Annotated in this window: 31 protein-coding genes and 1 pseudogene; 21 read left to right on the top strand and 11 right to left on the bottom strand. The window is 74.8% G+C overall.

The features are described 5' to 3' along the window. Positions 1-68 precede the first annotated feature (68 nt). A complete protein-coding gene (locus HNR61_RS14295; RefSeq protein ID WP_182843609.1) occupies positions 69-1,217 on the top strand; it encodes an epoxide hydrolase family protein in 1,149 nt (382 codons plus the stop codon). Here the strand turns inward: HNR61_RS14295 and HNR61_RS14290 are convergent. The 3 genes from HNR61_RS14290 to HNR61_RS14280 are packed head-to-tail and all read right to left on the bottom strand — an operon-like array spanning position 1,210 to position 4,004. Beyond that, positions 1,210-1,884 carry a HisA/HisF-related TIM barrel protein gene (locus HNR61_RS14290; RefSeq protein ID WP_182843608.1) on the bottom strand — a complete coding sequence of 225 codons (675 nt, stop codon included), beginning with the start codon at positions 1,882-1,884 and terminating at the stop codon, positions 1,210-1,212. The two genes, HNR61_RS14295 and HNR61_RS14290, sit on opposite strands and share 8 nt — an antisense overlap. A gap of 21 nt (positions 1,885-1,905) precedes the next feature. Then, entirely contained in the window at positions 1,906-2,880 is a 975-nt protein-coding gene (gene pdxA / locus HNR61_RS14285) for a 4-hydroxythreonine-4-phosphate dehydrogenase PdxA (protein WP_220509314.1), read from the bottom strand. Continuing rightward, the gene (locus tag HNR61_RS14280) at positions 2,877-4,004 is read right to left on the bottom strand and encodes a four-carbon acid sugar kinase family protein (RefSeq protein WP_182843607.1); all 1,128 of its coding nucleotides are present in this window, start codon (positions 4,002-4,004) and stop codon (positions 2,877-2,879) included. Before HNR61_RS14280 ends, pdxA begins: the two co-directional genes overlap by 4 nt. A 140-nt stretch (positions 4,005-4,144) precedes the next feature. Here HNR61_RS14280 and HNR61_RS14275 point away from each other — a divergent pair, with 140 nt between their 5' ends. Genes HNR61_RS14275 through HNR61_RS14265 form a run of 3 tightly spaced genes read left to right on the top strand, consistent with a single transcriptional unit; the run spans position 4,145 to position 6,013 of the window. Further along, positions 4,145-4,981 (top strand): LysR family transcriptional regulator, encoded by an 837-nt coding sequence (locus HNR61_RS14275; protein WP_220509313.1) that lies wholly within the window; start codon positions 4,145-4,147, stop codon positions 4,979-4,981. 28 nt (positions 4,982-5,009) lie between these two features. Beyond that, positions 5,010-5,426, top strand: coding sequence for a hypothetical protein (locus tag HNR61_RS14270; protein ID WP_182843605.1), 417 nt, complete (start codon positions 5,010-5,012; stop codon positions 5,424-5,426). 41 nt (positions 5,427-5,467) lie between these two features. Continuing rightward, complete coding sequence (locus HNR61_RS14265; RefSeq protein ID WP_182843604.1) at positions 5,468-6,013, top strand: cysteine hydrolase family protein; 546 nt, start codon at positions 5,468-5,470, stop codon at positions 6,011-6,013. A 16-nt stretch (positions 6,014-6,029) separates the two neighbouring features. Here HNR61_RS14265 and HNR61_RS14260 read toward each other — a convergent pair whose 3' ends face one another. Beyond that, positions 6,030-6,884, bottom strand: a complete 855-nt coding sequence (locus HNR61_RS14260) for a TetR/AcrR family transcriptional regulator (protein WP_182843603.1) — start codon at positions 6,882-6,884, stop codon at positions 6,030-6,032. Between the two features lie 67 nt (positions 6,885-6,951). Here HNR61_RS14260 and HNR61_RS14255 point away from each other — a divergent pair, with 67 nt between their 5' ends. Then, a complete protein-coding gene (locus HNR61_RS14255) occupies positions 6,952-8,676 on the top strand; it encodes a right-handed parallel beta-helix repeat-containing protein (protein WP_182843602.1) in 1,725 nt (574 codons plus the stop codon). Positions 8,677-8,740: 64 nt separating this feature from the next. On the opposite strand, the gene HNR61_RS14250 is transcribed toward HNR61_RS14255, so the two are convergent. Together HNR61_RS14250 and HNR61_RS14245 are read right to left on the bottom strand one after the other, a co-directional pair. Next, the gene (locus tag HNR61_RS14250; protein WP_182843601.1) at positions 8,741-9,061 is read right to left on the bottom strand and encodes a DMT family transporter; all 321 of its coding nucleotides are present in this window, start codon (positions 9,059-9,061) and stop codon (positions 8,741-8,743) included. A gap of 2 nt (positions 9,062-9,063) precedes the next feature. Continuing rightward, positions 9,064-9,711: an FMN-dependent NADH-azoreductase gene (locus HNR61_RS14245; RefSeq protein WP_182843600.1), complete on the bottom strand. Its 648-nt coding sequence runs from the start codon at positions 9,709-9,711 to the stop codon at positions 9,064-9,066. Between the two features lie 98 nt (positions 9,712-9,809). Here HNR61_RS14245 and HNR61_RS14240 point away from each other — a divergent pair, with 98 nt between their 5' ends. Together HNR61_RS14240 and HNR61_RS14235 are read left to right on the top strand one after the other, a co-directional pair. Then, positions 9,810-10,415, top strand: a complete 606-nt coding sequence (locus HNR61_RS14240) for a TetR/AcrR family transcriptional regulator (protein ID WP_182843599.1) — start codon at positions 9,810-9,812, stop codon at positions 10,413-10,415. Between the two features lie 431 nt (positions 10,416-10,846). Then, a complete protein-coding gene (locus HNR61_RS14235) occupies positions 10,847-11,698 on the top strand; it encodes an aldo/keto reductase (RefSeq protein WP_182843598.1) in 852 nt (283 codons plus the stop codon). A gap of 33 nt (positions 11,699-11,731) precedes the next feature. Here HNR61_RS14235 and HNR61_RS14230 read toward each other — a convergent pair whose 3' ends face one another. After that, positions 11,732-12,640 carry a LysR family transcriptional regulator gene (locus tag HNR61_RS14230; protein WP_182843597.1) on the bottom strand — a complete coding sequence of 303 codons (909 nt, stop codon included), beginning with the start codon at positions 12,638-12,640 and terminating at the stop codon, positions 11,732-11,734. A gap of 111 nt (positions 12,641-12,751) precedes the next feature. On the opposite strand from HNR61_RS14230, the gene HNR61_RS14225 reads away from it, so the two are divergent. Continuing rightward, positions 12,752-13,162: a nitroreductase family deazaflavin-dependent oxidoreductase gene (locus HNR61_RS14225; RefSeq protein WP_182843596.1), complete on the top strand. Its 411-nt coding sequence runs from the start codon at positions 12,752-12,754 to the stop codon at positions 13,160-13,162. Between the two features lie 13 nt (positions 13,163-13,175). Continuing rightward, complete coding sequence (locus tag HNR61_RS14220; protein ID WP_312897904.1) at positions 13,176-14,015, top strand: class I SAM-dependent methyltransferase; 840 nt, start codon at positions 13,176-13,178, stop codon at positions 14,013-14,015. Here the strand turns inward: HNR61_RS14220 and HNR61_RS14215 are convergent. From HNR61_RS14215 to HNR61_RS14205, 3 genes are read right to left on the bottom strand one after another with little or no spacing between them, the layout of a single operon-like run. Next, positions 13,913-14,362 (bottom strand): NUDIX hydrolase, encoded by a 450-nt coding sequence (locus HNR61_RS14215; RefSeq protein ID WP_312897903.1) that lies wholly within the window; start codon positions 14,360-14,362, stop codon positions 13,913-13,915. The two genes, HNR61_RS14220 and HNR61_RS14215, sit on opposite strands and share 103 nt — an antisense overlap. Before the next feature lie 16 nt (positions 14,363-14,378). Beyond that, entirely contained in the window at positions 14,379-15,020 is a 642-nt protein-coding gene (locus HNR61_RS14210) for a DUF47 domain-containing protein (protein WP_182843595.1), read from the bottom strand. Then, the gene (locus tag HNR61_RS14205; RefSeq protein ID WP_220509311.1) at positions 15,017-16,015 is read right to left on the bottom strand and encodes an inorganic phosphate transporter; all 999 of its coding nucleotides are present in this window, start codon (positions 16,013-16,015) and stop codon (positions 15,017-15,019) included. Before HNR61_RS14205 ends, HNR61_RS14210 begins: the two co-directional genes overlap by 4 nt. 272 nt (positions 16,016-16,287) lie before the next feature. Here HNR61_RS14205 and purU point away from each other — a divergent pair, with 272 nt between their 5' ends. The 3 genes from purU to HNR61_RS14190 all read left to right on the top strand — a co-directional run bounded on the left by purU (position 16,288) and on the right by HNR61_RS14190 (position 18,436). After that, positions 16,288-17,151, top strand: coding sequence for a formyltetrahydrofolate deformylase (gene purU / locus HNR61_RS14200; RefSeq protein ID WP_182843594.1), 864 nt, complete (start codon positions 16,288-16,290; stop codon positions 17,149-17,151). Between the two features lie 93 nt (positions 17,152-17,244). Further along, complete coding sequence (locus tag HNR61_RS14195) at positions 17,245-17,904, top strand: DUF6286 domain-containing protein (protein WP_182843593.1); 660 nt, start codon at positions 17,245-17,247, stop codon at positions 17,902-17,904. 1 nt (position 17,905) lies between these two features. Next, complete coding sequence (locus tag HNR61_RS14190) at positions 17,906-18,436, top strand: hypothetical protein (RefSeq protein ID WP_182843592.1); 531 nt, start codon at positions 17,906-17,908, stop codon at positions 18,434-18,436. 77 nt (positions 18,437-18,513) lie between these two features. Here HNR61_RS14190 and HNR61_RS14185 read toward each other — a convergent pair whose 3' ends face one another. Continuing rightward, positions 18,514-19,929: a cation:dicarboxylate symporter family transporter gene (locus HNR61_RS14185; RefSeq protein ID WP_312897902.1), complete on the bottom strand. Its 1,416-nt coding sequence runs from the start codon at positions 19,927-19,929 to the stop codon at positions 18,514-18,516. Positions 19,930-20,063: 134 nt separating this feature from the next. On the opposite strand from HNR61_RS14185, the gene HNR61_RS14180 reads away from it, so the two are divergent. The 9 genes and pseudogenes from HNR61_RS14180 (at position 20,064) to amaP (ending at position 25,796) form a co-directional block, all read left to right on the top strand. Then, complete coding sequence (locus HNR61_RS14180; protein WP_182843590.1) at positions 20,064-21,710, top strand: sensor histidine kinase; 1,647 nt, start codon at positions 20,064-20,066, stop codon at positions 21,708-21,710. After that, positions 21,707-22,447 carry a response regulator gene (locus tag HNR61_RS14175; protein WP_220509310.1) on the top strand — a complete coding sequence of 247 codons (741 nt, stop codon included), beginning with the start codon at positions 21,707-21,709 and terminating at the stop codon, positions 22,445-22,447. Before HNR61_RS14180 ends, HNR61_RS14175 begins: the two co-directional genes overlap by 4 nt. A gap of 322 nt (positions 22,448-22,769) precedes the next feature. Next, positions 22,770-23,192 (top strand): annotated as a pseudogene (locus tag HNR61_RS47665) (Asp23/Gls24 family envelope stress response protein); the annotation flags it as partial. Positions 23,193-23,299: 107 nt separating this feature from the next. Further along, a complete protein-coding gene (locus tag HNR61_RS46815; RefSeq protein ID WP_220509309.1) occupies positions 23,300-23,728 on the top strand; it encodes a hypothetical protein in 429 nt (142 codons plus the stop codon). After that, complete coding sequence (locus HNR61_RS14160) at positions 23,721-23,966, top strand: hypothetical protein (protein WP_182843588.1); 246 nt, start codon at positions 23,721-23,723, stop codon at positions 23,964-23,966. The genes HNR61_RS46815 and HNR61_RS14160 overlap by 8 nt, the downstream gene beginning before the upstream one ends. 34 nt (positions 23,967-24,000) lie before the next feature. After that, complete coding sequence (locus tag HNR61_RS14155) at positions 24,001-24,216, top strand: hypothetical protein (protein WP_182843587.1); 216 nt, start codon at positions 24,001-24,003, stop codon at positions 24,214-24,216. Then, positions 24,213-24,596 carry an Asp23/Gls24 family envelope stress response protein gene (locus HNR61_RS14150; RefSeq protein WP_182843586.1) on the top strand — a complete coding sequence of 128 codons (384 nt, stop codon included), beginning with the start codon at positions 24,213-24,215 and terminating at the stop codon, positions 24,594-24,596. The genes HNR61_RS14155 and HNR61_RS14150 overlap by 4 nt, the downstream gene beginning before the upstream one ends. Position 24,597: 1 nt before the next feature. Further along, positions 24,598-25,197 carry a DUF6286 domain-containing protein gene (locus HNR61_RS14145; protein ID WP_182843585.1) on the top strand — a complete coding sequence of 200 codons (600 nt, stop codon included), beginning with the start codon at positions 24,598-24,600 and terminating at the stop codon, positions 25,195-25,197. Positions 25,198-25,202: 5 nt separating this feature from the next. Then, positions 25,203-25,796 carry an alkaline shock response membrane anchor protein AmaP gene (gene amaP / locus HNR61_RS14140; RefSeq protein WP_182843584.1) on the top strand — a complete coding sequence of 198 codons (594 nt, stop codon included), beginning with the start codon at positions 25,203-25,205 and terminating at the stop codon, positions 25,794-25,796. The last annotated feature ends 1 nt before the right edge of the window (position 25,797 follow it).

Raw genomic sequence — 25,797 nt, 5'->3', positions numbered from 1 at the left:
GTGGGCGCGTTCCGGTCCCCGCGTGGTCGAGGACGGGAACTGACCTACATGGTCCGTACGGTCAGAGCATGAGTTCCGAGATCACCCCGTTCCGCATCGACATCCCGCAGGCCGACCTCGACGACCTGCGCGACCGGCTGGCCCGGACGCGACGGGCCCGGCGGCTGCCCGGCGGCGACTGGGACCGGGGCGTCCCCACCGACCACCTCCACCGGCTGGCCGAGTACTGGCGCACCGGCTACGACTGGCGGCGGCACGAGGCCGAGCTGAACCGCCTCCCGCAGTACACGACCGGGATCGACGGCCAGACGGTCCACTTCCTGCACGTCCGTTCCCCCGAGCCGGACGCGGTCCCGCTGGTCCTCACGCACAGCTGGCCGAACTCGGTCGCCGAGTTCACGCGGATCATCGGCCCGCTCACCGACCCCCGCGCGCACGGGAGCGAGGGCCCGGCGTTCCACGTGGTCGCGCCGTCGCTGCCGGGGTTCGCGTTCTCGCCGTTCCCCGAGCCGCCGGACGAGCGCCCGTGGAGCATCGACCGCGTCGCCCGTACCTGGGCGGAGCTGATGGAACGCCTGGGCTACGACCGGTACGGCGCGCACGGCAACGACGCGGGCGCGCTGGTCACCCCGCGCCTGGCCGCCCTCTTCCCCGAGCGGGTGATCGGCGCGCACATCACCGCGGGCCTCGGCTTCCCCACCGGCGACCCGGCGGACTTCGAGGGCCTCACCGACGCCGAGAAGGCCGAGCTGGGCGCGATGGCCGCGGTGATGGACTTCGGCAGCGGCTACGGCCCGTACCTGGCGGGCGGCCCGCAGACCCTCGCCCACGCGTTCGCCGACTCGCCCGCCTTCCAGCTCGCCTACCTGGTGGAGCGCTTCCGCGAGTTCGACCGGGGACACGGCACCGACAAGCCGCTGGAGGAGTACCTGGACCTCGACCAGTTCCTCACCAACGCGACGCTGTACTGGCTGACCGGCACCGGCGGCTCGTCCTCGTGGACCTACTACGAGGGCGCGGCGGGCATGCCGGTCGACCAGGCCGAGGTCCCCACGGGCGTCTCGCACGGCGGCCCGCCGCTGATCCGCCGCCTCGCCGAACGCGGCAACCGCATCGTGCAGTGGTCGGACCGGGCCAGCGCGAGCCACATGGTCGCGATGGCCGACCCGGAGGGCCTGGTGGAGGACGTCCGGACGTTCTTCGCCCGGCTCAGCTGACCTCGGCGGCGGTCGCCAGCACCGGGGCGAGCTGGGAGCGGAGCGTTCCCGCGCGGGGCCGCAGGGAGCCGTCGAACGCGGCCGAGCCGATCGTGAACGCGTCGGCCCCGGCCGCGGCGAGGGCGCGGATCTGGTCGTCGCCGGTGATGGATCCGGCGACGACCAGGTGGCCGGTCGTGGCGGCGCGGGCGGCGCGGACGAGGTCGAGGGGGTCGGCGTCGGTGGCGCGGTAGGCCAGCAGGTCCACCCCCGCGCACCCGGCGGCCTCGGCCGCGCGGCAGTCGGCGGCGACGCGCTCGGGGCTCCCGGCGAGACGGGTGGGATGGCCGGAGGGCTCGCCCGCGAACGGCAGGTACCCGATGGGGGTGCCGCGCAGCAGGCCGAGCGTCTCCTCGATCCAGGTGCCGCCCATCAGCCGGTCCACGCCCAGCTCCACGGCCGTCCGCACCGAGGCCAGGGCCTGGTCGCGGCCGGTGCTGACGACCTCCAGGTAGGTGGTGACGCCCAGCCCCCGGAGCCGCGCGTGCAGGCGGACGAGCGTGTCGCGGTCGACGCCGACGTCCTTGAAGCCGATGTGCGCGACACCGAGGTCCGCGACGGCGTCGACCACCTCCAGGCAGTCGGTGACCGTGCGGTCGTCGCGGGTGAGCATGAAGATGAAGTCCACGGGGGTCCTCCGGTCGGGTGGTCAGGGGCGGGTCAGGTCGGCGGCGTGGCGCAGGGCGGTGAGCAGGGCGGCGTGGTCGGCCGCGCCCGTTCCGGCGATGCCGAAGGCGGTGCCGTGGTCGACGCTGGTGCGGACGAACGGCAGGCCGATCGTGATGTTGACCCCGTCCTCCAGCCCGAGGTACTTGACGGGGATCAGGCCCTGGTCGTGGTACTGGGCGACCACCGCGTCGAACTCCCCGGCGCGGGCCCGCATGAACACCGTGTCGGCGGGCCACGGGCCGCTGGCGTCGATCCCCTCCTCCCGCGCCGCCCGGACCGCCGGCGCGATGATCCGCAGGTCCTCGTCGCCGAACAGGCCGTTCTCCCCGGCGTGCGGGTTGAGACCGGCGACGGCCAGCCGCGGGGAGGCCAGGCCGCCGCGCCGCAGCGTGCGGTCGGCCAGCCGGATGGTGCCGAGCTCGCGGTCCACGTCGAGGGAGTCGATCGCGTCGCGCAGCGACAGGTGGACGGTCACCAGGACGACCCGCAGCCGCTCGTTCGCCATCATCATGGCGTAGTCGTCGGTGCCGGACAGGTCGGCCAGGATCTCGGTGTGCCCCGGGTAGGGCACACCGCCCAGGCGCAGGGCCTCCTTGTTGACGGGCGCGGTGACCAGGGCGCGCACCTCCCCGGCGAGGGCGAGTTCGATGCCGCGCCGGACGTAGCGGAACGAGGCCGCGCCCGCCCGGGCGTCGAGCACGCCCCACGGCAGGTCGGCCGGGAGGTCGCTCTCGGGCAGGACGTCCACCGTGCCCGGCGTGCGCGCGGCCCGCCCGGCGGACGCGACCGGCCGGAACTCCAGCCCCGCGCCGGTGACCCGGTCGGCGCGGCGGAGGACGCCGATGTCGCCGATGACGACGACGGGCAACGTGAGCCGGGGGTCGGCGCACGCCCTGACGACGATCTCCGGGCCGATGCCGCAGGGGTCGCCCATGGTGATGGCGATCGGTTTCACAGGGACTCCCTCACTCGGGACAGGCGGTGGAGCATGGCGTCGTCACCGAAGCCGCCCGCCTTCATCAGCACGGACGGGTAGGGCCGTTCGAGCGGGAGGCCCCGGGCCGCTCCGGGCTCGGGCTCGTCGATCAGGTCCAGGCCGGTGACGCCGAGGGCGCGGAGCACGGCGACCGCCGTCGCGCCCCCGGTGAGGACGAGCGCGTCGACGAAGCCGTCCTCGACCAGGTCGGAGACGACCGCCGCCAGCGCGCGGGTGATGGTGCCGGGCGGGCGGCGTTCGGCGGGGGCCCGCAGGGTGAGGACGGGGGCGGACAGCCCGCGCAGTCGCCGTGCCGTCGTGGCCGGGTCGCCGACGACGACCTCCGGGACGCCGGCGAGCGCGCGGAGTTCGGCGAGCTGCCGCCGGGTGACCGGGTTGGCGGACCCGGCGACGACCAGGAGCCGCCGCGCCGGCGGGGGAGCGGCGGGCGGCGCCCCGTCCGGACGCGGGTACGCGCGGGCCAGCGCGGCGGCCAGCCCCGGCGAGCCCACCCACAGCACCTCGTCCGGACGCGGGACCGCGGCGACGAGCCGGTCCAGGTCCGTGTCGACGGCAGCCGAGCAGATGACCATCTCCCCGGCGCCGACCAGCGCGGGAACGTCGGCGGCCCGCTCCGCGAGCACGGCCGCCGGGAACACCTTCGCCAGGTCCGAGCACCGGACGGGATGCACCGGATCGCGGGCGTAGGCGCTCAGGTGGACCGGCACCCCGTCCACGTGCTGGACGCCGTTCACCGTCACCCGGCCCTCCGCCGGGAACGCCGGGGCGACGACGACCGCCCGCCGCCCCGAGCCCTTCCACGCGGCGTGGACCTCCGCCGCGACATGGCCGCGCAGGGTGGAGTCCACGGTCTTGACGAGCAGTCCGGAACCGGCGAACAGGCGCGCGGCCTCCCCGGCGCGCGCGGCCGCGTCCGCCTCGTCCAGCAGGCGGCTGCCGAGGTCGACCGCGGTGACCCCGCCCGGCGTCCCGGCCGAGCCGGACAGCAGGATCCGCGCCCGGTGGCCCGCCCGCCGGAACGGCGCGGCGCCGTCGCCCGCGCTGGTGAGGTCGTCGGCGAGCACGGCGATGCCGATCGGCATACCAACCTCCCGTGAACGATCCGGGTGTGACGACGGCAATCGTCCATGGAGAAGAAGGCGCAGGACAAACGACTACTTGTCACGCGATCTGTGAGTAATCTTCACGCATGCGATGGTCGGCGCTTCCTCCACTGAACACGTTGCCGCCCTTCGAGGCGACCGTCCGGCACGCGAGCATGACCGAGGCGGCGCGCGAGCTGCACCTCACCCACGGTGCGGTCAGCCGCCAGGTGCGGAAGCTGGAGAAGGCGCTCGGGGTGCCGCTGTTCGAACGGCGGACCCGGGCCCTGCACCCCACCCCGCAGGCCCGCCAGCTCGCCGCCGTCGTCAGGGACGCGCTCGACCAGATCGACGCGGCCGCCCAGCAGATCTCCGGCCATGCGCCCGCCGGGCCGCTCACCCTGTCCTGCGAGCCCACGCTGCTGATGCGCTGGCTCATCCCCCGGCTGCCCGACCTGGCCGCAGCCGCGCCGGACATCACCGTCCACCTGTCGGCGGCGGGGGGACCGGTCTTCTTCGAACGCGACGGCATCGACGCGGCGATCCGCCGCGACGACTTCCCGTTCCCCGACCGGGTGAGCCGCGTCCCCCTGTTCCCCGAGCGGATCGGCCCGGTCTGCCACCCCGACCTGGCGTCCCGCGTCACGGCCGGCGACCTGGGCGCGGTGCCCCTGCTGCACACCAGGTCACGTCCGGAGGCATGGGACGACTGGCGGCGCGTCACGGGAGCGGCGGCGGAGTCCGCGACCGAGCAGACCCTCGAACACTTCTACCTGACCCTCCAGGCGGCGGCCGCCGGCGTGGGGGTCGCGATCGCGCCGTACGCCGTGGCCCGCGACGACCTGGAGCAGGGCCGCCTCGTCGCGCCGTTCGGCTTCGTCCCCGACGGCACCGGCTACCACCTGCTGAGCCGCCTGCCGCCCGAACGCGACCCGCGCCTGGCCCGCCTGACGGCGTGGTTGCACGCCCAAATATGATCACCCGAAACAGAGCTAGCGAGGTGGCATGCCCACGCACGAGTGGACGCTCTCCCACGACCCCCACGGGCGGGACGGCCGCAAGAGGAACCGCAGGGCGCTCCTCGTCGCCGTGGCCGTGCCGAGCCTCATCGCGCTGGTCGCGCTCGTCCCGGTGTTCACCGGGGAGGGCCCGCTCCGGCCCGGCGGCCGGACCTACAACGCCCAGGTCGACTGCCAGGTGAACACCGTCAACGGGACCGGGACCGTCTCGATCAACGGCACGATCGAAGGCGACTCGTCCCGTTACCAGGTGACCGTCGAGGTGCTCGACGCCGCGACCAGACAGAGCATCGGGCAGCGGACGTTCGACGTCCGCGACACCAGGACGTTCGGCGGCACCGCCCCGGCCCGGACGCCGCCCGGCCCGGCGGGCATCGAGTGCCGGATCACCAAGGTCGTCTAGCCGGCGCGAATGGTCCGGCGTCCTGGGGGAACAGGGCGATCATGGGTGGTACCGCCGTCGTGGTCATCGACATGTTGAACCCCTACCGGCACGAGGACGCCGAACCGCTGGCCGAGAGCGTGGCCGGCATGGTCGGCCCGCTGAGCCGCCTGATCGACCGCGTGCGCCGCGGCGAGGGGAAGGAGGCGCTGCTGGTCTACGTCAACGACAACCACGGCGACTTCTCGGCCACGCGCGAGGACCTGGTGGCGGCGGCGTGCGAGGGGGCGAGACCGGACCTGGTGGAGCCGATCGTGCCCGCGTCCGACTGCGCGTTCCTGCCCAAGGTCCGCCACAGCGCGTTCTACGGCACGTCCCTGGAGTACGTGCTGTCGCGGAACGGCATCGAGCGGGTCGTCCTGACCGGTCAGGTCACCGAGCAGTGCATCCTCTACACCGCGCTGGACGCCTACGTGCGGCACTTCGAGGTCCAGGTGCCGCGCGACGCCGTCGCCGCCCTGCACCCCGACCTGGGCGAGGCGGCGCTGAGGATGATGGAGCTCAACATGCACGCCGAGATCGTGGACGCCGACGCCTGCCTCCGCTGAGGGCGACGGCCGCCGGCTACGAGGTCCTGCGCCGGCGGTAGGCCCGCTGGCGGCAGGAGGACGAGCAGTACGTCCGGGGGCGCCCGGAGGCGGAGCGCCCCACCGGCGTGCCGCACACGACGCATCCCGCGTTTTCGTCACGCGTTTCGTAACGCTGCTGGATCAGTAGTTCGATGCCGTCCAGCAGGCGCGCGAGGCCGAACTCGAAGGGGTCCTCCGGCCGGTCGAAGCCGCCCTCCTCCCACAGCCGGGTGAGCGTGGGGTAGTCGTGCAGCCGCTCGAACAGCGCGTCGCGGCCTCCCCACCAGTCCTCGTCGCTGACGCCGCTGCGCCGCTCGGCCCTGGCGGACTCCAGGAGCAGCAGCGCCTCGGAGTCGACGAACCGGCCGACGAGGCCGACCACGGCGATCACCTCGGCGGGGGGCAGCCCGGTGTCGGCGACCGCGCCCAGCATCCGCTCGTAGACCGCGAGGGTGTGGGGGCCGGGCACGCGCCGACCGCCGCGTGCCTCCGTCAGCCACGGGTGGCGGCGGCGCAGCTCCCAGCCGCTCCTGACGCACGCCTCCAGCCGTGCCCGCCAGCCGTCCCCTCCGGCGTCCCCGGTGATCGCCGTCTCGCCCGCCACCGCGTCGCACATGAGGTCGACGAGCTGCTCGCGTCCGGGCACGTGCCGGTAGAGCGACATGGTGGTGAAGCCCAGCCGCTCGGCCACCTTCCGCATCGACAGCCCGGCCAGGCCCTCGGCGTCGGCCAGCTCGACGCCCGCGCGCACGATCCGGTCGAGGCTCAGCCCCGGCCGCGGCCGCGCCTCCGGCGCGCGCCACAGCAGCTCCACCACATGATCCGGATTCTCTTTCCCGTCTTGCGCCATCCCGCCCTCCTTGGTCTACGGTATACACCTTGTGTACGCTATAAACACGATCAGAGGTGGCAGGCCCATGACCGAACTGTTCGTCGATCCGCACGGGGACGACTCCGCCCCGGGCACGCGGGAACACCCCTTCGCCACCCTCGGTCGCGCGCGGGACGCCGCGCGCGCCGCCGCCGGTGAGGTCGTCGTCCAGCTCAGGGGCGGCACGCACGTGCTGGACGAGCCCCTGGAACTCACCGACGCCGACTCGGGGAACGTCGTCTACCAGCCCTACGGGTACGGCACCGCCGACCAGGAGGACGTCGTCGTCAGCGGCGGCCGCCCGGTCACCGGATGGCGGGTGGAGGACGGCGTGTGGCTGGCCGAGGTCGGCGACCTGGACACCCGGCAGCTCTACGTGGACGGCCGCCGGGTCGAGCGGGCCGGGATCGACGGCCTCCCCGGCCAGGTCACCGCCACCGGGACCGGGTACGTCACCGACAGCGCCGGGCCGCTGTCCTGGCGCAGTCCGGGCGATGTGGAGTTCGTCCACCGGGGCGTCTACCCGTGGACGGAGGCCCGCTGCGGCGTGGCCTCGGTCGCGGCCGACGGCGACGGCGCCGCGATCACCATGGTCCGGCCCGCGTTCGACCGCGCGCTCGCCCTGTACAACTCCACCTGGGAGGGGCAGACGTCCCGGGGGCCCGGCCTGCCGACCCGGGTCGAGAACGATGCCGCCTTCCTCACCGAGCCCGGGACGTTCGTCCTGGAGCGGTCGCGGCCGGGCCGCCATCTGCTGCGCTACCTGCCCCGTCCCGGCGAGCACCCGGACCGCACGCGGGTGGTCGCGCCGGTCCTGGAGACGCTGCTGCGCGCCACCGGCGTGCGCGGCCTGGCCCTCCGGGGGCTGACGTTCGCCGACGCCACCTGGCTCCGGCCGAGCGGCCCCGACGGCTTCCTGCACTACCACGGGAGCGGCTTCTACGTCGGCGGCCCGGTCCAGACCGTCTCGCTCGGCGAGGGCGTCGGCTCGGTCACGATCCCCGGCGAGTCCGCCACGATCCCCGCCTGCGTGGTGCTGGCGGACGTGTCCGGCGTGCGGATCGAGGGCTGCCGCCTCACCCGGCTGGGCGCCACCGGGCTGGGCGTGTCCGGCGGCGCGGACGTCACGGTGCGCGGGTGCGACTTCGACACGCTCTCGGCCGGGGCCCTGGTGGTCGAGGGCGGCCGTTCCGTCCTTGTGGAGGACAACCGGGTCCACCGCGTCGGCCTGGAGTTCTCCGGCTCGCCCGGCGTCGCGCTGAGCGGGACGACCGGGTGCACCGTCGCGCACAACCACATCTCCGAGGTGCCGCACTGCGGCATCGTCGCCGGGCCCGGCCAGGGGACCCGCATCCTGCGCAACCTGGTCACCGACACCATGCGGACGCTGGCCGACGGCGGGGGCGTCTACCTGGCCGGGGCGCAGGGGGACTCCCACGACTCGGGCGCGGTCGTCCGGGGCAACGTCATCGAGGACACGCGCACGCCGTACAACTTCGGCCTCTACACCGACTACGGCGCGGCCTGGGTGACGGTCGAGGAGAACGTGGTCGTCCGCGCCGACAGCACGGCCGTCCTGCACGTGTCACCGCCGCTGGAGGAGGTCGTCTACCGGGGCAACCTCTGGGACGCCGACCCGGTCGGCGCCGAGGCGCCGCCCGCCGGCGTCACCTACGAGGGCAACACCACGTTCACCGGCGGGCGCGAGCCCGAGGCCGTGGCCGCGATACGGGCCCGGGCCGGTCTCCTCCGCGCGGCCGCGCCCGCCTGACCCGGCGCTCCCCGGCGCCGGAGCGGGCCCGGCGCCGGAGCGGGCCCGGCGCCGGGGAGCGGGATCACGCGGGGTCGGTGACGCGGGCGAGGACGACGCCGCCGAGGATGAGGGCCAGGGCCGCGACGCGGCCCGCGCTCATCGGGTCCTTGTGGATGAGGAGGCCCAGCGTGACCGCGCCGAACGCGCCGATCCCCGTGAAGACGGCGTAGGCGGTCCCCACCGGGACGGTCTTCATCGCCACCGACAGCAGGAACACCGCGACGGCCATCAGGACCAGGCACAGCAGGGTGGGCAGGGGGCGGGTGAAGTTCTCGGTCGGCTTGATGCTCTGCGACCAGGCGACCTCCACCACCCCGGCCGCCAGCAGGATGAGCCAGCCCATCGTCAGTACTCCTTCGCGAGCGTGCGGGCGGCCTCCAGCGCCGCCGCGTGGGACTCCCCGTGCTCGGCGCGCCGTCCGGCCAGTCCGGGGTCGATCAGCGCGTTGACGAGCTCGACGCTGAGGAACGCGACGTCCTCGACCGCGAAGTGCCCGGCGAAGAAGTCGCGCAGGTAGCGCTCCTGGTGGTCGAACGGCTCGCGCGGCGTTCCGGGCCCGTAGGCGCCGCCGCGGGCCGAGGCCACCACGAAACGCCGGCCGGTCAGCCGCATCTTGGGGAACGTGACCTGGTCGATCCACGCCTTCAGCGAGGCCGGGACGCCGAAGTTGTACATCGGCGTCGCGATCAGCACGACGTCGGCGGCGACCAGCTCGTCGAACAGCGGCTCCAGCGTCGCCCACGCGGCGGCCTGCCGCGGGGTGCGCACGTTCTCCTTCAGCCGGTGCAGGTCGGTGATCCCGGAGCTCAGCACGTTGTCGCACAGCTCGGTCCACGCCTCGTCGATGAACGGGACGGGCTCGGCCACCAGGTCCCGGTGCACGTAGTCCCCGTCGGGGTGCGCCTCGCGCCAGGCGGCGGCGAAGACGCCGCCGAGCTCGCGGCTGAACGAGCGGCTGCGGGCGCTGGCGTCGAGATGGAGCAGACCGGCCATGTCGGGACCTCCGGATCAAGTGGACGTTGTGTCCGGTTACGTTAGATCAAAGCGGACACGCTGTCCAGATATTCCGGGGCCGGGTTAGAGTCGTCGGCATGAACCTGCTCGCCGAAGACTCCCCCCACCGTCCCCGCGAACGGGCCGACGCCGCCCGCAACCGCGCCAGGGTGCTGGAGGCGGCCGCCGGGCTGTTCGCCGAACGCGACCCGCGCGCCGTGACCATGGACGACGTCGCGAAGGCCGCGGGCGTGGGCCGCGGCACCCTCTACCGGCGCTACCCGGACGTCCGGTCGATCGCCCTCGCGCTCCTCGACGAGCACGAGCGGAACCTCCAGGAGAAGCTCCTCGGCGGCGACCCGCCCCTGGGGCCGGGCGCGCCTCCGGGCGAGCGCCTGGCCGCGTTCTACGCCGCGATGGTCGACCTCCTCGAAGCCCACATCGACCTGGCCCTGGGCGCGGAGTCGGGCGGCGCCCGCCTGACCACGGGCGCGTACGGCTTCTGGCGGGCGCACGTCCGCTCGCTCCTGGTGGCGGCGGACACCCCCGACCCCGACGCCCTGGTGGACACCCTGCTGGCGCCCCTGGCCTCAGAGGTCTACGCCCACCAACGGCAACGCGGCCTACCCCCGGCAAGGATCACCGCCGCCCTCACCCACCTGGCCCACACAACACTGAGCCCCCGCAACGCTGAGCCCGCGTGACGCTGAGCCCGCGTGACGCTGAGCCCGCGTGACGCTGAGCCCGCGTGACGCTGAGCCCGCGTGACGCTGAGCCCGCGTGACACCGGACGCTCGTGGCACCAGGTCTGCGTGACACCGGACGCTCGTGGCACCAGGTCTGCGTGACACCGGACGCTTGGGCCCGTGTGACGCAGGGGACGTGTGGCGCTGGGTCCGCGTGGCGGCTGGTCTGCGTGATGGTGGGCCTGCGTGACATCTGGTCCGCCACGCCTGGTCCGCCACGCCTGGTCCGCCATGCTGGGCCCGCGTGGTGCCCGGTCTGTGCGGCGGTGGGCTCGGCTATTCATAAGTCAGGCTGATCGATTCTTCCCTGATCGGGCGTTGTCGGGGTGGCGGGGGCCCGGCAGAGTGGTCGTGTTCCTGAGAAACGGCTTTGAGCTGGGAGAACGACCATGCGTGAGTTGACCATCGGTGGCGACCTGACGGTGCGGCGGATCGGGTACGGGGCCATGCGGCTGGCGGACGGGCCCGGGCGGCCCGCCGACCCGGCCGCGGTGCCCATCTGGAGTCCGCCCGCCGACCGGGACGGCGCGATCGCGCTGCTGCGGCACGCGGTCGAGGCCGGTGTCCAGCTGATCGACACCGCGGACGCCTACGCGCTGGGCGGCAACGAGGAGCTGATCGCCGAGGCGCTGCACCCCTACCGCGACGGCGTCGCCATCGCCACCAAGGTCGGCGTGCTGCGGCCCTCGCCGACCGAGTGGGTGCCCCTCGGGCACCCCGACTACCTGCGGCAGCAGGCCGAGCTGGGGTTGCGGCGGCTCGGGGTCGAGCGCATCGACCTGCTCCAGTTGCACCGCGTCGACCCCGCCTACCCGCTGGCCGACCAGGTGGGCGCGCTGCGGCGGTTGCAGGAGGAGGGGAAGGTCCGCCACATCGGGCTGTCGGAGGTCACGGTCGAGCAGCTGAAGGAGGCCGCCGGGATCGCGCCCATCGCCAGCGTGCAGAACGTCTACAACCTCGCGGCCCGCCAGCACGAGGAGGTCGTGGACCACGCGGCGGCGGAGGGGATGGCGTTCCTGCCCTTCTTCCCGATCGCGATGGGGGCGCGGCTCGACGCGGCCGCGCGGGTCGCCGAGGAGGTCGGGGCCACGCCGTCCCAGGTCGCGCTGGCCTGGCTGCTGCGCCGCTCGCCCACCCTCCTGCCGATCCCGGGCACCACCTCGATCGCCCACCTGGACGAGAACCTCGCCGCGCTCGACATCGAGCTCACCGACGACCAGTTCGCCCGGCTGAACGCCTGAGACCCCGCCGGGGCCGGGGCGCGCGCCCCGGCCTCAGGAGTCGGCGGGGCCGCCGTTCTCGCGCACCACCCCGCACGTCGCCCGCAGGAACGCGCGGTGCTTCTCCGTCTCGCCCGCCGCCCGCCACACCAGCGCGACCTCCGTCGGCGGCGCGTCCTCCAGCGGCACGAACGCCACGTCCGGCCGTGCGTAGAAGCAGCACACCGACGCCGCCACCGGCGACACGCCCTGCCCCGCGGCGATCAGCGTCATCATCTCCTGGAACGTCCCCACCGACTGGCCCCGCCGGATCTCCCGCCCGCCGGGCGTCCGGCGGGGCGTCTGCGCGTCCCACCAGTACTCCGGCGCGGACCCCGCCAGGCCGAACGTCCGCTCCTCGGCCAGCTCCTCCAGCCGCACCGCCGGGCGCCGCGCGAGCCGGTGCCCCGCCGGAACGGCCAGCACCTGCCGCTCCGACAGCACGATCGGCCCCACCTTCAGGTCCGGTTCCTCCACCGGCAGCCGCGTCAGCAGCATGTCCACCTCGTCGTCGCGCAGCGGCCCCAGCGGGTCGGCCGGGTGCACCTCGCGCATCCGGATCTCCACGTCCGGATGCGCGGCGCCGAACGCCGTCATGATGCGCGGCGTCAGCTTGCCCGTCGCCGACCCCAGGAAACCGAGCCGCAGCACGCCCTCCACGCCCCGCGCCGCCGCCGTCACCTCCGCGACGACCGACTGGAGCTGGGCGTAGACCGGTGCGAGCCCCTCGTGCAGGCGGCGGCCGAGGGGCGTCGGCGCGACCCGGCGGCTGGTCCGGTCGAACAGCGGCGCGCCGATCCTGCGCTCCAGCTGCTTGATGGTCTGGCTGACCCGCGCCTGCGACAGGTGGAGACGCTCGGCGGTCCGCCCGAAATGCAGTTCCTCCGCCAGCGCCAGGAACGTCTCGATCTCGTGCTTTTCCACCCTGACCTCCGCCGATAAGCCCAAGTGATCGATCCTTCCACAATCTCCCGTTGTCGCGGCCCCGGCCTCCACCGAGAGTGGGACCTGTCCGGAACGAGTCGAGGAGGACCGATGTCCAACCCGTTCAACCTCGGGGTCATCGAGGAATTCCGCGCCAACGGCGGCCGCGTCGGCGGCCCCTTCGAAGGGGTCCCCCTGCTGCTGCTCACCACCGTCGGCGCGCGTACCGGAAAGGAGCGCACCACCCCGCTCGTCGCGCTGCCCGACGGCGACCGCCTGGTCGTGTTCGCCTCCAACGGCGGCGCGCCCACCGCCCCCGCCTGGTTCCACAACCTGATGAAGAACCCGGAGGCGACCGTCGAGTTCGGCGCGGAGCGCCACCGGGCCAAGGCGACCCTGGTGGACGAGTCCGAACACGACGCCCTGTGGGAACGCCAGATCGCGCGGGATCCCGACTTCGCGGGGTTCCGTTCGCGCACCACCCGCACGATCCCGGTGGTCGCCCTCACCAGGACCAGTTGATCACCTTCGGGTGGTGTCGCACACTGCCGCCGTGTACTCCGACGCCGACGCCGCCCTGTACCCCTGGGACCCCGCGTCCGTGCCCGGCGACCGCTTCTACCACGACCTGGGCATGGGCGCGGACGCGGTCCTGGACGTCGGCTGCGGCACCGGCATGATGCTCGCCCACGCCCGCGCGAGCGGGCACGGTGGCCGCCTCGTCGGCCTCGACCCCGACCGCCCCTCCCTGGACCGCGCCCGCCGCCGCCCCGGCGTCGAGTGGGTGGCGGGCCGGGCCGCCGACGCGCGGTGGACCGGCGAGTTCGACCTCGCGATCATGACCGGCCACGCCTTCCAGTGCCTGCTGACCGACGACGAGCTGCGCGCGTCCCTGGCGGCGGCCCGCCGGGCCCTGCGGGACGGTGGCCGGTTCGCCTTCGAGACCCGCCACCCGCGGGCCCGCGCCCGGGAGACCTGGAACCCCGCCAACGCCCGGGACCTCACCGATCACCGGGGGCGCCGCCTCCGCGTCCGGCACGAGGTCGAGGACGTCACCGGCGACCTGGTCACCTTCGCCACCACCACGGCCGACCGCGACGGCGCGCCGCTCCGCCGCGACCGTTCGACCCTGCGCTTCCTCGGCGAGGCCGCCCTGGACGTCCTCCTCTCCGAGGCGGGCCTCGCGGTGGAGGAGCGGTATGGCGACCGGGACCGCACCCCGGTCACCGGCCGGTCCCGCGAGATCATCACCATCGCCGTCCGGCGCCGGGCTCAGCGTGCCAGCAGCGTTCCGATGATCTCGGCCATGTGGGGCGGGTCCAGCTCCTCCAGCGCGGCCAGCTCGTCCAGCGAGAACCAGCCGTGCCCCACGTAGGTCTCGTGCTCCTCCGCCGTGAACCCCGCCGGGTCCACCTCCGGCGTCCCGGCGAACCGCGCCAGGAAGAACGGCTCGGTCTTCACGTACCGCCGCCCCATCCACGTGAAGTCGCGTTCGACCGGCACCGAGACGTCCCGCACGGCCGACCCCGGCAGCCCCGTCTCCTCGGTCAGCTCCCGCCGCGCCGCCTCCAGCGCCGACTCCCCGGCGTCCACGCCCCCGCCCGGCGGCTCCCAGAACACCCGCCCGTGCACCGGGTCGCGCCAGTTCAGCAGCAGGACGCGCGCCGCCCCGTCCAGGCACACGATCCGCACCGCCGGACGATCGCTCTCCGCTTCGGTCACCGGGTCCCCTCCCCGTTCAGTGCCAGCGCTTCATCGCACCGTCCATGATGGCGTCGGCGGCGTCGCTGATGTGCTGGCCGACCATCTCCAGCCGCCGCACCAGCTCGCGTTCCTTCATCGTCTCGGTGGTCATCTCGCCGTCCAGCACGCGCGCCACCTCGTACTGGTACAGCCGCCGGACCGCGCCCCCGGCCTTGCGGGCCTCCAGCGCGCTCTGCGCCGCCTGCGACGGCTTCTCCACCAGCGCCGTCGCCGCCGCCTCCAGCGCCGCCACCCCCGCCTGCACCTCGGCCAGCATCGGCGTCAGCCGCGACTGGTCGGGCAGCTCGTACAGGTGCGACTCGCGCACGAAGTCGCGCAGCGTGTCCAGCACGTCGTCGATCGACCGCGACAGCCGGAACAGGTCCTCCCGGTCGATCGGCGTCACCAGCGCCTCCGACAGGCGTTCCACGAACGCGCCCCGGTGCGTGTCCCCGCGGTGCTCGATCCGGCGCATCCGGTCGCGGGCCTCGCCCCGGGGGACGTCGCCCTCCACCATCGCGGCGGCGACCTCCGCGCCCTCCTCGGCCGTCCGGAGCTGGTCGAGCAGCGCGTCCTCCAGGCCGGTGTCCATCCGTCCGTTGACCAGTCCCAGGTAACGGCGCAGCAAGCCCTTCATTCCACCACCAGCGCTCCCATCGCGGCGATCACGACACTGCCGGGCAGGGTGAGCAGCCAGGCCATGGCCAGGCGCATCGCCGCCTCCCAGCGCACCCGGCCGGCTCCCGACACGACCCCCGCGCCGATCAGGCCTCCGGCGACGGACTGGGTCATGCTCACCGGTACCCCGAGGGCCGACGAGCAGAGCACGGCGGCGGATGCGGACATCTCAGAACTGACCGAATGGACGGGCCTTACCGCCAGCAGCTGGCCGCCGAGCGTCCGGCCCGCGCGCGGCAGCCCGTACACCGCGCCCGCCGCGAACAGCGCGCCCGCCAGCGCCAGCGCCCACCACGGCAGGGCCCCGGCCGTGACGCCCAGCGCGATGGCCAGCACGGCGAGCATCTTCTGCGCGTCGTTGGCCGCGTACGCCGCGCACAGGACCGCGAACCCCACCAGGTGGACGCGGGACAGCGGCCCGCCCGGCGGCACCCGCCACAGCAGCCGCACCACCCCCAGCGCCAGGGCCCAGCCCGCCAGCGGGGCCGCCGCCCCGAGCGCCAGCACGAGGGCCACGCGCTCGCCCGACACCGGCAGCCCGGCGCCCAGCCCCGCCCCGGTGAGCCCGCCGACGGTCGCCAGCGTCAGGCTCGTCGGCCGCCCCCGCCAGGTGAGCGTCAGCGTCACCGCCAGCGCCGTCAGCACCCCCACCAGCACGGCCGCCGTCGCGTCCTCGGGGTCCTCGCCGGAGCCGAACCCCACCAGCCCCGCCGCGAACGTCTCGGCGACCCCGGCCCCGAACGCGACCGGGACGACGACGACCGCCGCCGTCAGCATCGCCAGCGCGGCCCTGATCCGGGGCACCGGCAGTTTGAGCCCGAGGGCGAGCAGCGCGCCCCCGTCGTTGGCTCCGCTGACCAGGCAGAACAGCACCGCGGCGGCGACCAGTGCGGCGTCCGTGGCGACCTCCGAGCGTAACGCCGAATGAACGGCACGAAACGGGATGATGCCCAATCAGATGCCACCTTCTATACCAATTAGGGCAATGCTCAAACGGCCGCGCCCGCGCGGGCGGGCGGGGCCGGGAGCCGCCCGTCCCGGCAGCGTGAGCAGGGCGTTCGGCGTAAGCTCGTAGCCCTCACCCTGAACGGACCGGGCGTCCGGAGCGAGGACGCCGTCCGGCGGGCCTCCCTGACCGACGCCGAGCACGAGGCGGCCGGGGAACGCCGCGACACGACCGTCCACCCCAGGGCCCCGTACGACCCCACCGCAGCGAAAGTGACATCGTGACCGACACCGACCACCGCGAGTACGTGTTGACGCTCTCCTGCCCGGACCGCCCCGGCATCGTGGCGGCCGTGTCCGGGCTGCTGGCCGAGCGGGACTGCAACATCCTGGAGAGCCAGCAGTTCGGCGACGGCGAGAGCGGGACGTTCTTCATGCGGGTGCAGTTCGCGGCGCCGCCCGCCACCGACCCCGACGAGCTGCGCGGCGCGTTCGCGGCGGTCGGGGGCGACCTGGCGCTGGACTGGCGGCTGCACGACACCGCCGACAAGCAGCGGGTGCTGATCCTCGTGTCGAAGTTCGGGCACTGCCTGAACGACCTGCTGTACCGGCGGCAGTCGGGCCTGCTCGACATCGACATCGTCGCGGTGGCCTCCAACCACCCCGACATGCGGCCGCTCACCCAGTCCTACGGCATCGACTACCACCACCTGCCGATCGGCCCCGGCGGCCGGGCCGCCCAGGAGGCGGAGATCCTGACGCTGGTGGAGCACTACAAGGCCGACCTGGTGGTGCTGGCCCGGTACATGCAGATCCTGTCGGACGACCTCTGCGCCAAGCTCCCCGGCCGGATCATCAACATCCACCACTCGTTCCTGCCGAGCTTCAAGGGCGCCAAGCCCTACCACCAGGCGCACGCGCGCGGCGTGAAGCTGATCGGCGCGACCGCGCACTACGTCACCGCCGACCTGGACGAGGGGCCGATCATCGAGCAGGAGGTCGCGCGCGTCGACCACGCGCACGGCCCCGAGGACCTGATGGCGGTCGGCCGGGACATGGAGTGCCTGGCGCTGTCGCGGGCGGTGCGCTGGCACGCCGAGCACCGCGTGATCCTGAACCGGGACCGCACGGTCGTCTTCAGCTGATTTCCGGCCCGACCTGCGGGAACTTGAAGGGGTCATGACCGCCGGATGGGTAACGGGCCGCCCGGCGCGCCCGTTGTCCAAGCGGGGGTGGTGATGATCGACACACTGGTCACGCGGCGGTCCGTCGGCACGGCCGGGACGACCGCCACGACGGACAGGGCCGGGACGAGGGAGCTGCGGCGGGCACGGCGGCGGGCCCGGCGCGGGGCGGCCGAGGAGTTCCGGTCGTCGCGCGCGGCGGTCGGCGTCCCGACCGCGCTGGCCGTGACGGTGACGGGCGGCGCCGGCGCGGTGGAGGTCCTGTCCCGCCTGATCGGGCACCCGGCCGGGCTCGTCCCGGTCGAACGCCTGTCGGCCGTGCTGCGGCAGACGACCTGGGGCGACCCGCGCGCGCTGGCGGTCGCGGGCGCGCTGGCGGCGCTCGGGCTGGCGCTGCTCGCGGCGGCCCTGCCGGGGCGCTCCCGGGTGGTCGTGATGGACGGCGCGGACCCGTCGCTGGCCGCCGGGATCGCCCGCGCCGACCTACGGCGCGCGCTGGTCCGGGCGGCGCTGGAGGTGCCGGGCGTCGCGCGCGCCGGGGTGCGGCTGCGCGGCCCGTTCCGCCGCCGGGTCACCGTGCGCGCCACGTCCCGCTACCGCAACCCCGGCAACCTCGCCGAACTGGTCCGCATCGCCGTCGCGTGCCGGCTGGACCACCTGGACCTGGCCCGCGCGGCGGCGGTCGGGGTCCGGCTGCGCCGGCGGAGGGACTGACATGCGACCGGTGATCGGGATGGTCGGGGCGGCGCTGCTGGGCCTCGGCGGCGCCGGGCTGGGCCTGGGGCTGGCGGACGGGACCGCCCGCGAGGCGGTGCTGCGCCCGGAGGCGTTCCGCCACGTGGTGACGCACGAGTGGTTCTGGCCGGTGGTGGCCGGGGCCTGCGAGACCGCCGGACTGCTGGGGGCGATCTGGCTGGCCGGGCAGTGCCGCGACGCCCTGGGGCGGCGCCGCGCGCTGATGGGCGGCCGGGCCCGGAGGCTGGCCCGCGCCTGCGGCCGGGACCTGCGGCGCGAGACGCTGGAACTGCCGGGCGTCGCCGCCGCGCACGTGCGGCTCACCGGGACGAGGTCCCGCCCCCGGCTGCGGATGACCGTCCTGTGCGCGCCCGACACGCGCGTGCACGCGCTGCGCGCGGCCCTGGTGGAGGGCCCGCTGGAGCGGCGCCGCGCCGAGCTGGCGCTGCCGGGGCTGGTGACGGTGCTGACGTTCCGCTTCACCGACCCGCCGCCCCGCCCGCGCGGCTGACCGGAGCGCGCGAAGGCGCGGCGTGCCGCCCGGCGGGGGCGGGCGGCACGCCGCGGTCCGGCGCGGGGAACGGCGGGTCAGACGCCCGCCTTCCCCTCGTCCAGGGTGACGCCGTCCGGGACGGTCGCCGGCGCCCGGTCGCCGGCGGCGGTGTCCCGCGCCGCCACGTGCTCGTCGAGCAGGGTGGCCTCGTTGAACGGGTCCTCGCCGCCGAACACGCGCCGCGCCTGGTCCCGGTCGAACTCGCCGGTCCACGTGCCGACCAGGACGGTCGCGACGGCGTTGCCCGCGAAGTTGGTCAGGGCGCGGGCCTCGGACATGAACCGGTCGATGCCGACGATGAACCCGACGCCGTCCACCAGCTCCGGCCGGTGCGACTGGAGGCCGCCCGCCAGCGTGGCCAGGCCCGCGCCGCTCACCCCGGCCGCGCCCTTCGACGCGATGATCATGAAGAACAGCAGCGCGATCTGCGAGCCGATCGACAGCGGCTGGTCCTGCGCGGCGGCGATGAACAGCGTCGCCATCGTCAGGTAGATCGCGGTGCCGTCCAGGTTGAACGAGTACCCGGTCGGCACGGTGATGCCGACGACCGGCCGGGACACGCCCAGGTGCTCCATCTTGGCGATCAGCCGGGGCAGCGCCGACTCCGACGACGAGGTCGACAGGATCAGCAGGAACTCGCGGGCCAGGTAGCGCAGCAGCGTGACGATGTTGATCCGCGCGCCGAGCCACAGCACCGTGCCCAGCACGCCGAACACGAACACCGCGCAGGTGATGTAGAAGCCGAGCATGATGACCGCCAGGCTGCGCAGCGCCGACCAGCCGGTCTCGCCGACCACCGCCGCGATCGCGCCGAACGCCCCGACCGGCGCCGCCCACATGATCATGGAGAGGATGCGGAAGATCCACCGCTGGACGTGCTCCAGCCCGCGCCGGATCGGCTCGCCCGCCGGTCCCATCTGCTGGAGCGCGAACCCGGCCAGCAGCGCCACCAGCAGGGTCTGGAGGACCTGGCCCTCGGTCAGCGCCGACACCAGCGTGTGCGGGATGATGCCCAGCAGGAAGTCGGCGGTGCCCTCGGCGCCCTTGGCCTGCTCGTGCGCCTTGGCGGCGGCCTCGGGGTTGAGGTGCATGCCCTCGCCCGGGTGCAGCAGGTTGCCGACGACCAGCCCGATGAGCAGCGCGAACGTCGACATCGTCAGGAAGTAGCCGAGCGCGATCAGGCCGACCCGGCCGACCTTGGCGGCGCGCGCCACCGAGCCGATGCCCAGCACGATCGTGCAGAAGATGATCGGCGAGATCATCATCTTGATCAGGTTGACGAACCCGGTGCCGAGCGGCTTGAGCTCCTTGGCCAGGTCCGGCGTGGCGAATCCGACCACGACGCCGAGGAACACCGCGGCCAGGACCGCGATGTAGAGGTAGTGGACCCGGTCGCGCCGCTGCCGGGGCTCGGAGGTCCGCTCGCCGGGGGGTGGGGTGTCGGGTGACACGGTCGTGGCTCCTCTCATCGCCGGATCGACCCGTCCATGTCCGGCTGAACAGCGACTATGCGCGGTTATGTGACCGGGGTCACCTTTGTGTACGTTTTGTTCACGCGAAAACGGGGTGAGGAGGAAACAACGCCATGCGGCTACCCCGTTGGGCGGTCGTGGACACGCGAAGGTGGAGTCTGGCCCGGCGGCTGCTGGGCCTCCAGGCCGTGCTGGTCGCGCTGCTGGTGGCGGCCGGCGCGGCGCTGGCCTGGCTGGACGCGGAACGGGCGGCGGGGGACCGGGCGCGGCAGACGGTGACGGCCGTCGCCGCGACGATCGCCGACTCGCCGCACGTGGGCCCCGCGGTCGCCGCCGGGGACCCCGGGCGCACGTTGCAGCCGTTCGCCGAACGGGTCCGCGCCGACACCGGCGTCGACTTCATCACGATCATGAGCCCGGCGGGGATCCGCTACACCCATCCCGACCCGCGGCAGATCGGGCACCGTTTCCTCGGCAACACCGGGCCCGCGCTGGCGGGCCGGACGTTCAGCGAGACCTACGCCGGCACGCTCGGACCGTCGGTGCGGGCCGTGGCGCCGGTGCGCGACGGCCGCGGGCGCGTGGTCGGGCTGGTCGCGGCCGGGATCACCGTGCGGGCGATCTCGGCCGAGCTGCGCGAGCGGCTGGTGTCGCTGACGGCGGTCGCGGCCGCGGTGCTGCTGGCCGGGATCGCCGGGAGCTACCTGCTCAGCAGGCAGCTACGGCGGCAGACGCGGGGCATGGCCCCGGGCGAGCTGCGCGGCATGTTCGACTACTACGCGGCGATCCTGCACTCGGTGCACGAGGGGCTGCTGCTGGTGGACCGGGAGGGGCGGGTGGCGCTGTGCAACGACGCCGCCCGCGACCTGCTGGACCTGGGCCGGGCCGGGGATCCGCGCGGCCGTCCCGTCGCGGCCCTGGGGCTGGCGCCGGAGCTGGCGGCGGCGCTGGCGGCGGCGGAGCCGCGCGCCGACGAGATCCATCTCAGCGACACCCGGGTGCTGGTCGTCAACGCCGCGCCGGTCACCTCCGAGGGCCGCGCGATGGGCCACGTGGTGACGCTGCGCGACCACACCGAGCTCCAGTCGCTGATGGGCGAGCTGGACTCGGTGCGCGGGTTCGCCGAGTCGCTGCGCGCCCAGGCGCACGAGGCCGCCAACCGGCTGCACACGGTGGTGTCGCTGGTGGAGATGGGCCGTCCCGAGCAGGCGGTGGAGTTCGCGACCGCCGAGCTGGCCGACGCGCAGCGGCTCACCGACCAGGTGGTGGGCGCGGTGGCGGAGCCGGTGCTGGCGGCGCTGCTGCTGGGCAAGTCCGCCGAGGCCGCCGAGCGCGGAGTGGAGCTGCGCATCGAGGGCGGCGCCGACCAGATGGCCGACCCACGCGGCCTGGACCCCCGCGACCTGGTGACGGTGCTGGGCAACCTGGTGGACAACGCCGTGGACGCCGCCGTGGAGAACGCCGCCGAGCGCTCCCCGCGCGTGACGGTCGCGGTGCGCGGGGAGGGCGACGCGCTGGTGTTCCGGGTGTCCGACAGCGGGCCGGGCGTGGACCCGGCGGCGGTGCCGGAGATGTTCCGGCGCGGCTGGACGACCAAGCCGGCCGGCAACGGCCTGGGCCTGGCCCTGGTCGGCCAGGCGGTCCGCCGCCACGGCGGCACGATCGAGGTGGACGGCGGCGCGGCCGGGAACGGCGGCGCGACCGTCACCGTCCGGCTGCCCACCGGGGGCGGCGCGTCCGGGGAGGGGGCCGGGGGATGAGCGGCGTGATCGAGGTGCTGGTCGTCGAGGACGACCAGGTGGCGGCCGAGGCGCACCGGCGGCACGTGGAGCGCGTCGCCGGGTTCGCGGTGGCGGGCGTCGTCCACTCGGGGGCCGAGGCGCTGCGGTTCTGCGCCCGGCGGGCCGACGAGGGCCGCCCGGTGGACCTGGTGCTGCTGGACTTCTACCTGCCCGACACGCACGGGCTGGCGGTGTGCCGGGCGCTGCGGGCGTCGGGCAGCACCGTCGACGTGATCGCGGTGACGTCGGCGCGGGACCTGGCGGTGGTGGGGTCGGCGGTGTCGGCGGGGGTGGTGCAGTACCTGCTGAAGCCGTTCACGTTCGCGGCGCTGCGCGACAAGCTGGAGGCGTACGCGCGGTTCCGGCGCGGGGTGGCGCGGTCCGGTGAGGCGGTCGCGCAGGGCGAGGTGGACGAACTGCTGGCGGCGCTGCGGACGCCGGGGGACTCGACGCTGCCCAAGGGGATGAGCGAGCCGACGTTGCAGGCGGTGGCGGCGGTGCTGGCGGAGGCGTCCGACGGGCTGTCGGCGGCGTCGGCGGCCGACCGGACCGGGGTGTCGCGGGTGACGGCGCGCCGCTATCTGGAATATCTCGCCGACAACGGGCTCGCCGTGCGCCGCCCGCATTACGGACAGGTGGGGCGTCCCTCGGTGCGTTTTTACCCCGCTCGGTCTGATTCCGCAGGTGACCAGGGGGAAACGGAGTTTTCCGGGTAGGAGGACCGGTACGGGCCGCGACGGGACCGAAGGCCGTTTCTGGCCTCGGTCCCGTTTTGTTGCGGTAAAGGAATTTTGACGTATTCATATGGCCGCCGGGCGGTTCCGGGCGGGAACGGCGGAGCATCAAACGATCGATCGATCGGCGCACGGCCGGTCACGTCGACTCACGCATCGGGGGGACGTTGTGAGCCAGGACAGCGGACAGTCCACCAGGCCGGCCGTCGGCACGCTGCCGAACCAGGCTCCGCGACCGGGGGCCGAACGCGGCGACCAGCGACAGGAGGGCGGGCGCCAGGAGGAACGGCGCCCCGGCGGGGAGATGCGCCGCTCGGAGTCGGGCGACTCCAGCGTGCTCCAGACCGAGCACGGCCGCACCCGGATCGCCGACGGCGTGGTCGCCAAGGTCGCGGGCATGGCGGCCCGGGAGATCGGCGGCGTGCACGCCATGGGGCGGGGCATGACGCGCGCGTTCGGGGCCGTGCGGGGACGCCTGGGCGGCAGCGACAACATCACCCAGGGCGTCTCGGTCGAGGTCGGCGAACGCCAGGCCGCCGTGGACCTGGACCTGGTGGTGGAGTACGGGGTCGCCATCCCCGACCTGGCCGCCGCCGTCCGCGAGAACGTCATCAACGAGGTCGAGCACATGACGGGCCTGGAGGTCGTCGAGGTGAACATCACCGTGGACGACATCCACCTGCCCGGCGAGGACGACGACGAGGACGACGGGGGCGAGGGGTCCAGGAGCGCGCTGGAGAGCGCGAAGGAGAAGGTCCGCGGCGCCGGGGAGGCGATGCGCGAGCGGGCCGGCGGCTCGGGGGAGTCCGCCGCCAACCGCCGGGTCGAGTGACCATGCCCGCGACGCAGAGCACGGCGCGGCGCGACGACGCCGGACGCGCCCCCGGGGAGGCCGCGCGGGCGGGCGCCGCGCCCGGCGACGCCGCGCGCGACGCCACCGACCGCACCGGACCCTCGCCGCTCGACCGGGCCGAACGCGCCGAACGCGTCGCCGCCGCGGCCGCCGGGGTGGACGGCGTCGCCGGGCTCACCGCCGGGCCGCGCGGACGGCTGGTCACCTACCGGATCGGCGCGCCGGTCGCGGGCGTCGCGTTCCGGGACGCCGACGTGGAGATCGGGCTGGTCGCCGAGTACGGGCGGGTGCTGCCCGAGCTGGCCGACGCCGTGCGCGCGGCGGTCCTCCCGCTGGCCGGCGGACGCCCCGTCCACGTCCTGGTCGCCGACCTGGTCGATCCCGCCGCCCCGGAGGAGGCGGATGCCTGACCCCCGGCCGAGCCCGGCGGACGAACGGGCCGCCTACCGCGCCTGGCTCCGGGCCAACCACCCGGACCTGGGCGGCGACCCCGAGGCGTTCCGGGCCGGGCTGGAGACCTGGCGGGGACGGCGGCGGCCCGCCGCCTGGGCGCACACCGAGATCGTCGCCGTCCGGCGGCGCGGGGGGCCGGTCGCGCTGATCGGCCGATGGCGGGCGCGGCGCCTGCGGGCCCGCCGCCTGCGGTGAGGGCCCCTCGCCGGGTCCTCGGAAAGGAACTGACATGAACGGCAAAACGATTCTTCCCCTGGTGGGCCTCGTCTACGGGACGGCGCTGGGGTTCGCCGGGGCGTTCGGCGGGTTCGGGGCGTTCGTCCTGGTCGCGCTGCTCGGCATCGTGGGCTTCCTGGTCGGGCGCGTCCTGGCGGGCGAACTCGACCTGAGCGAGATGGTCTCGCAGTTCAACAGCGGCAACGGGCGGAAGCGGCCCACGCCATGACCGCGGTCGTCGCCGGCGGGCGCGGCGTCACCCGGATCTCCGACCGGGTCGTGGCGCGCATCGCCGAGCACGTCGCCGACGCGGCCGACGACACCGGCGGCGTCGGCCGCTCCGTGCTCGGCGTGCCGGTCGGCGGCCGGCGCACCCGCACCGACATCGAGGTGCACGGGGACCACGTCATCGCGCGCGTCGAGCTGGCGGTCGCCTACCCCGAGCCGGTGCGGGAGGTGACCCGCCGCGTCCGCGACGAGGTGCGCGCCCGCGTCCACGAGCTGACCGGCCTGACCGTCGGCCGGGTGGACATCGACGTGACGGTGCTGGAGGTCCCCCGGCAGCCGGGGCCCCGGCGCGCGGTCCCCCGGCAGGAAGGGGAGGGGTGACATGGCCACGCACGCCGGGCGCGTCTCGCACCGGTCCGCCAGCCCGCCGAAGGTGGGCGGCGCGGCCGACCGGAAGGCGACCCGCACGTTCCGTTCCCGGCGGGTCCTGCCCGCCCTGGTCGCGGCGCTGCTGCTGACCGCCGCCGGGGCCGCCGCCGCCACCCAGGTGATCTCCACGCTGATCGGCCGTCCGGTGCGGATCGCGGACCAGGGGCGCCTCACCACGTGGGCGGCCACCCACGGGTGGGACCACTGGCAGACCCTCGCCATCGCGGGCGGGCTGACGCTGCTGGGGGCGCTGCTGCTGTGGGCGGGGCTGCTGCCGGGCCGCGCCAAGCTGGTCCCGCTGCACGGCGAGGACCGCGACCTGCTGGTCGGCGTCGCGCGCCGCGACCTGGCGAACGCCGCCGCGGACGCCGCCGAGTCGCTGCTCGGCGTCGGGAAGGCCGGCGCCCACGTGAAGGGCCGCAGGATCCTGCTGACCGTGCGCGGCGCGGGCGGGCCCGCCCTGGCCGAACGCGTCCGCGACGCCGCCCAGCGGCGGATCGACGAGATGGCCCCGGTGCCGCCGCACACGGTGTCCGTCCGCGTGAAGGAGTGACCGCCATGGACCGCCGCGCATCCCGGCTCAACCACGTCGGCCTCACCCTGGTCGGGCTGGCCCTGGTCGCCGCCGGGGGACCGGCCCTGCTCCGGGGGCTGGGCGTGTGGGGACGCTCCCGCGCGACCGAGCCGGTGCTCACCGACCCGGTCCGCCGCTACGCCGCCGAGCACGCCTGGTTCTGGCCCGTGGTGGCCGGCGTCGCGGTGGTGCTGGCGCTGCTGGGCCTGTACTGGCTGCTGGCGCAGGTGCGCTCGCACCGCCTGCACGGGAACCTGACGATGGAGCCCGACGCCGACGAGGGGGAGACCCGCCTGTCGTCGAAGGCCGTCGCCGAGGCCCTGGAGTCCGACGTCGCCGCGTTCCCGGGCGTCCAGGGGGCGAAGGCCCGGCTGATGGGCCCCCGCAGGCACCCGCGGGTCCAGCTCAACGTCTCCTACGACCGCGGCGCCGACACCATGGCGCTGCGCGACGACATCAGGGACCGGTCGATCCCGCGGCTGCGCGCGGCGCTCGGCGCCGACCAGGTGCCCGCCGTGGTGCGGCTGCACCTGGTGAGGGGCGGGGAACCCGCCGAGGAGCGCCGGACGGTGCACTGAC

This window comes from Actinomadura kijaniata (genome assembly GCF_014138665.1).
In the GTDB taxonomy this organism is placed as follows: Bacteria; Actinomycetota; Actinomycetes; order Streptosporangiales; family Streptosporangiaceae; genus Spirillospora; species Spirillospora kijaniata.
Note: the sequence above shows the minus strand (reverse complement) of the source record. Positions and strands in the feature narration are given on the sequence as shown.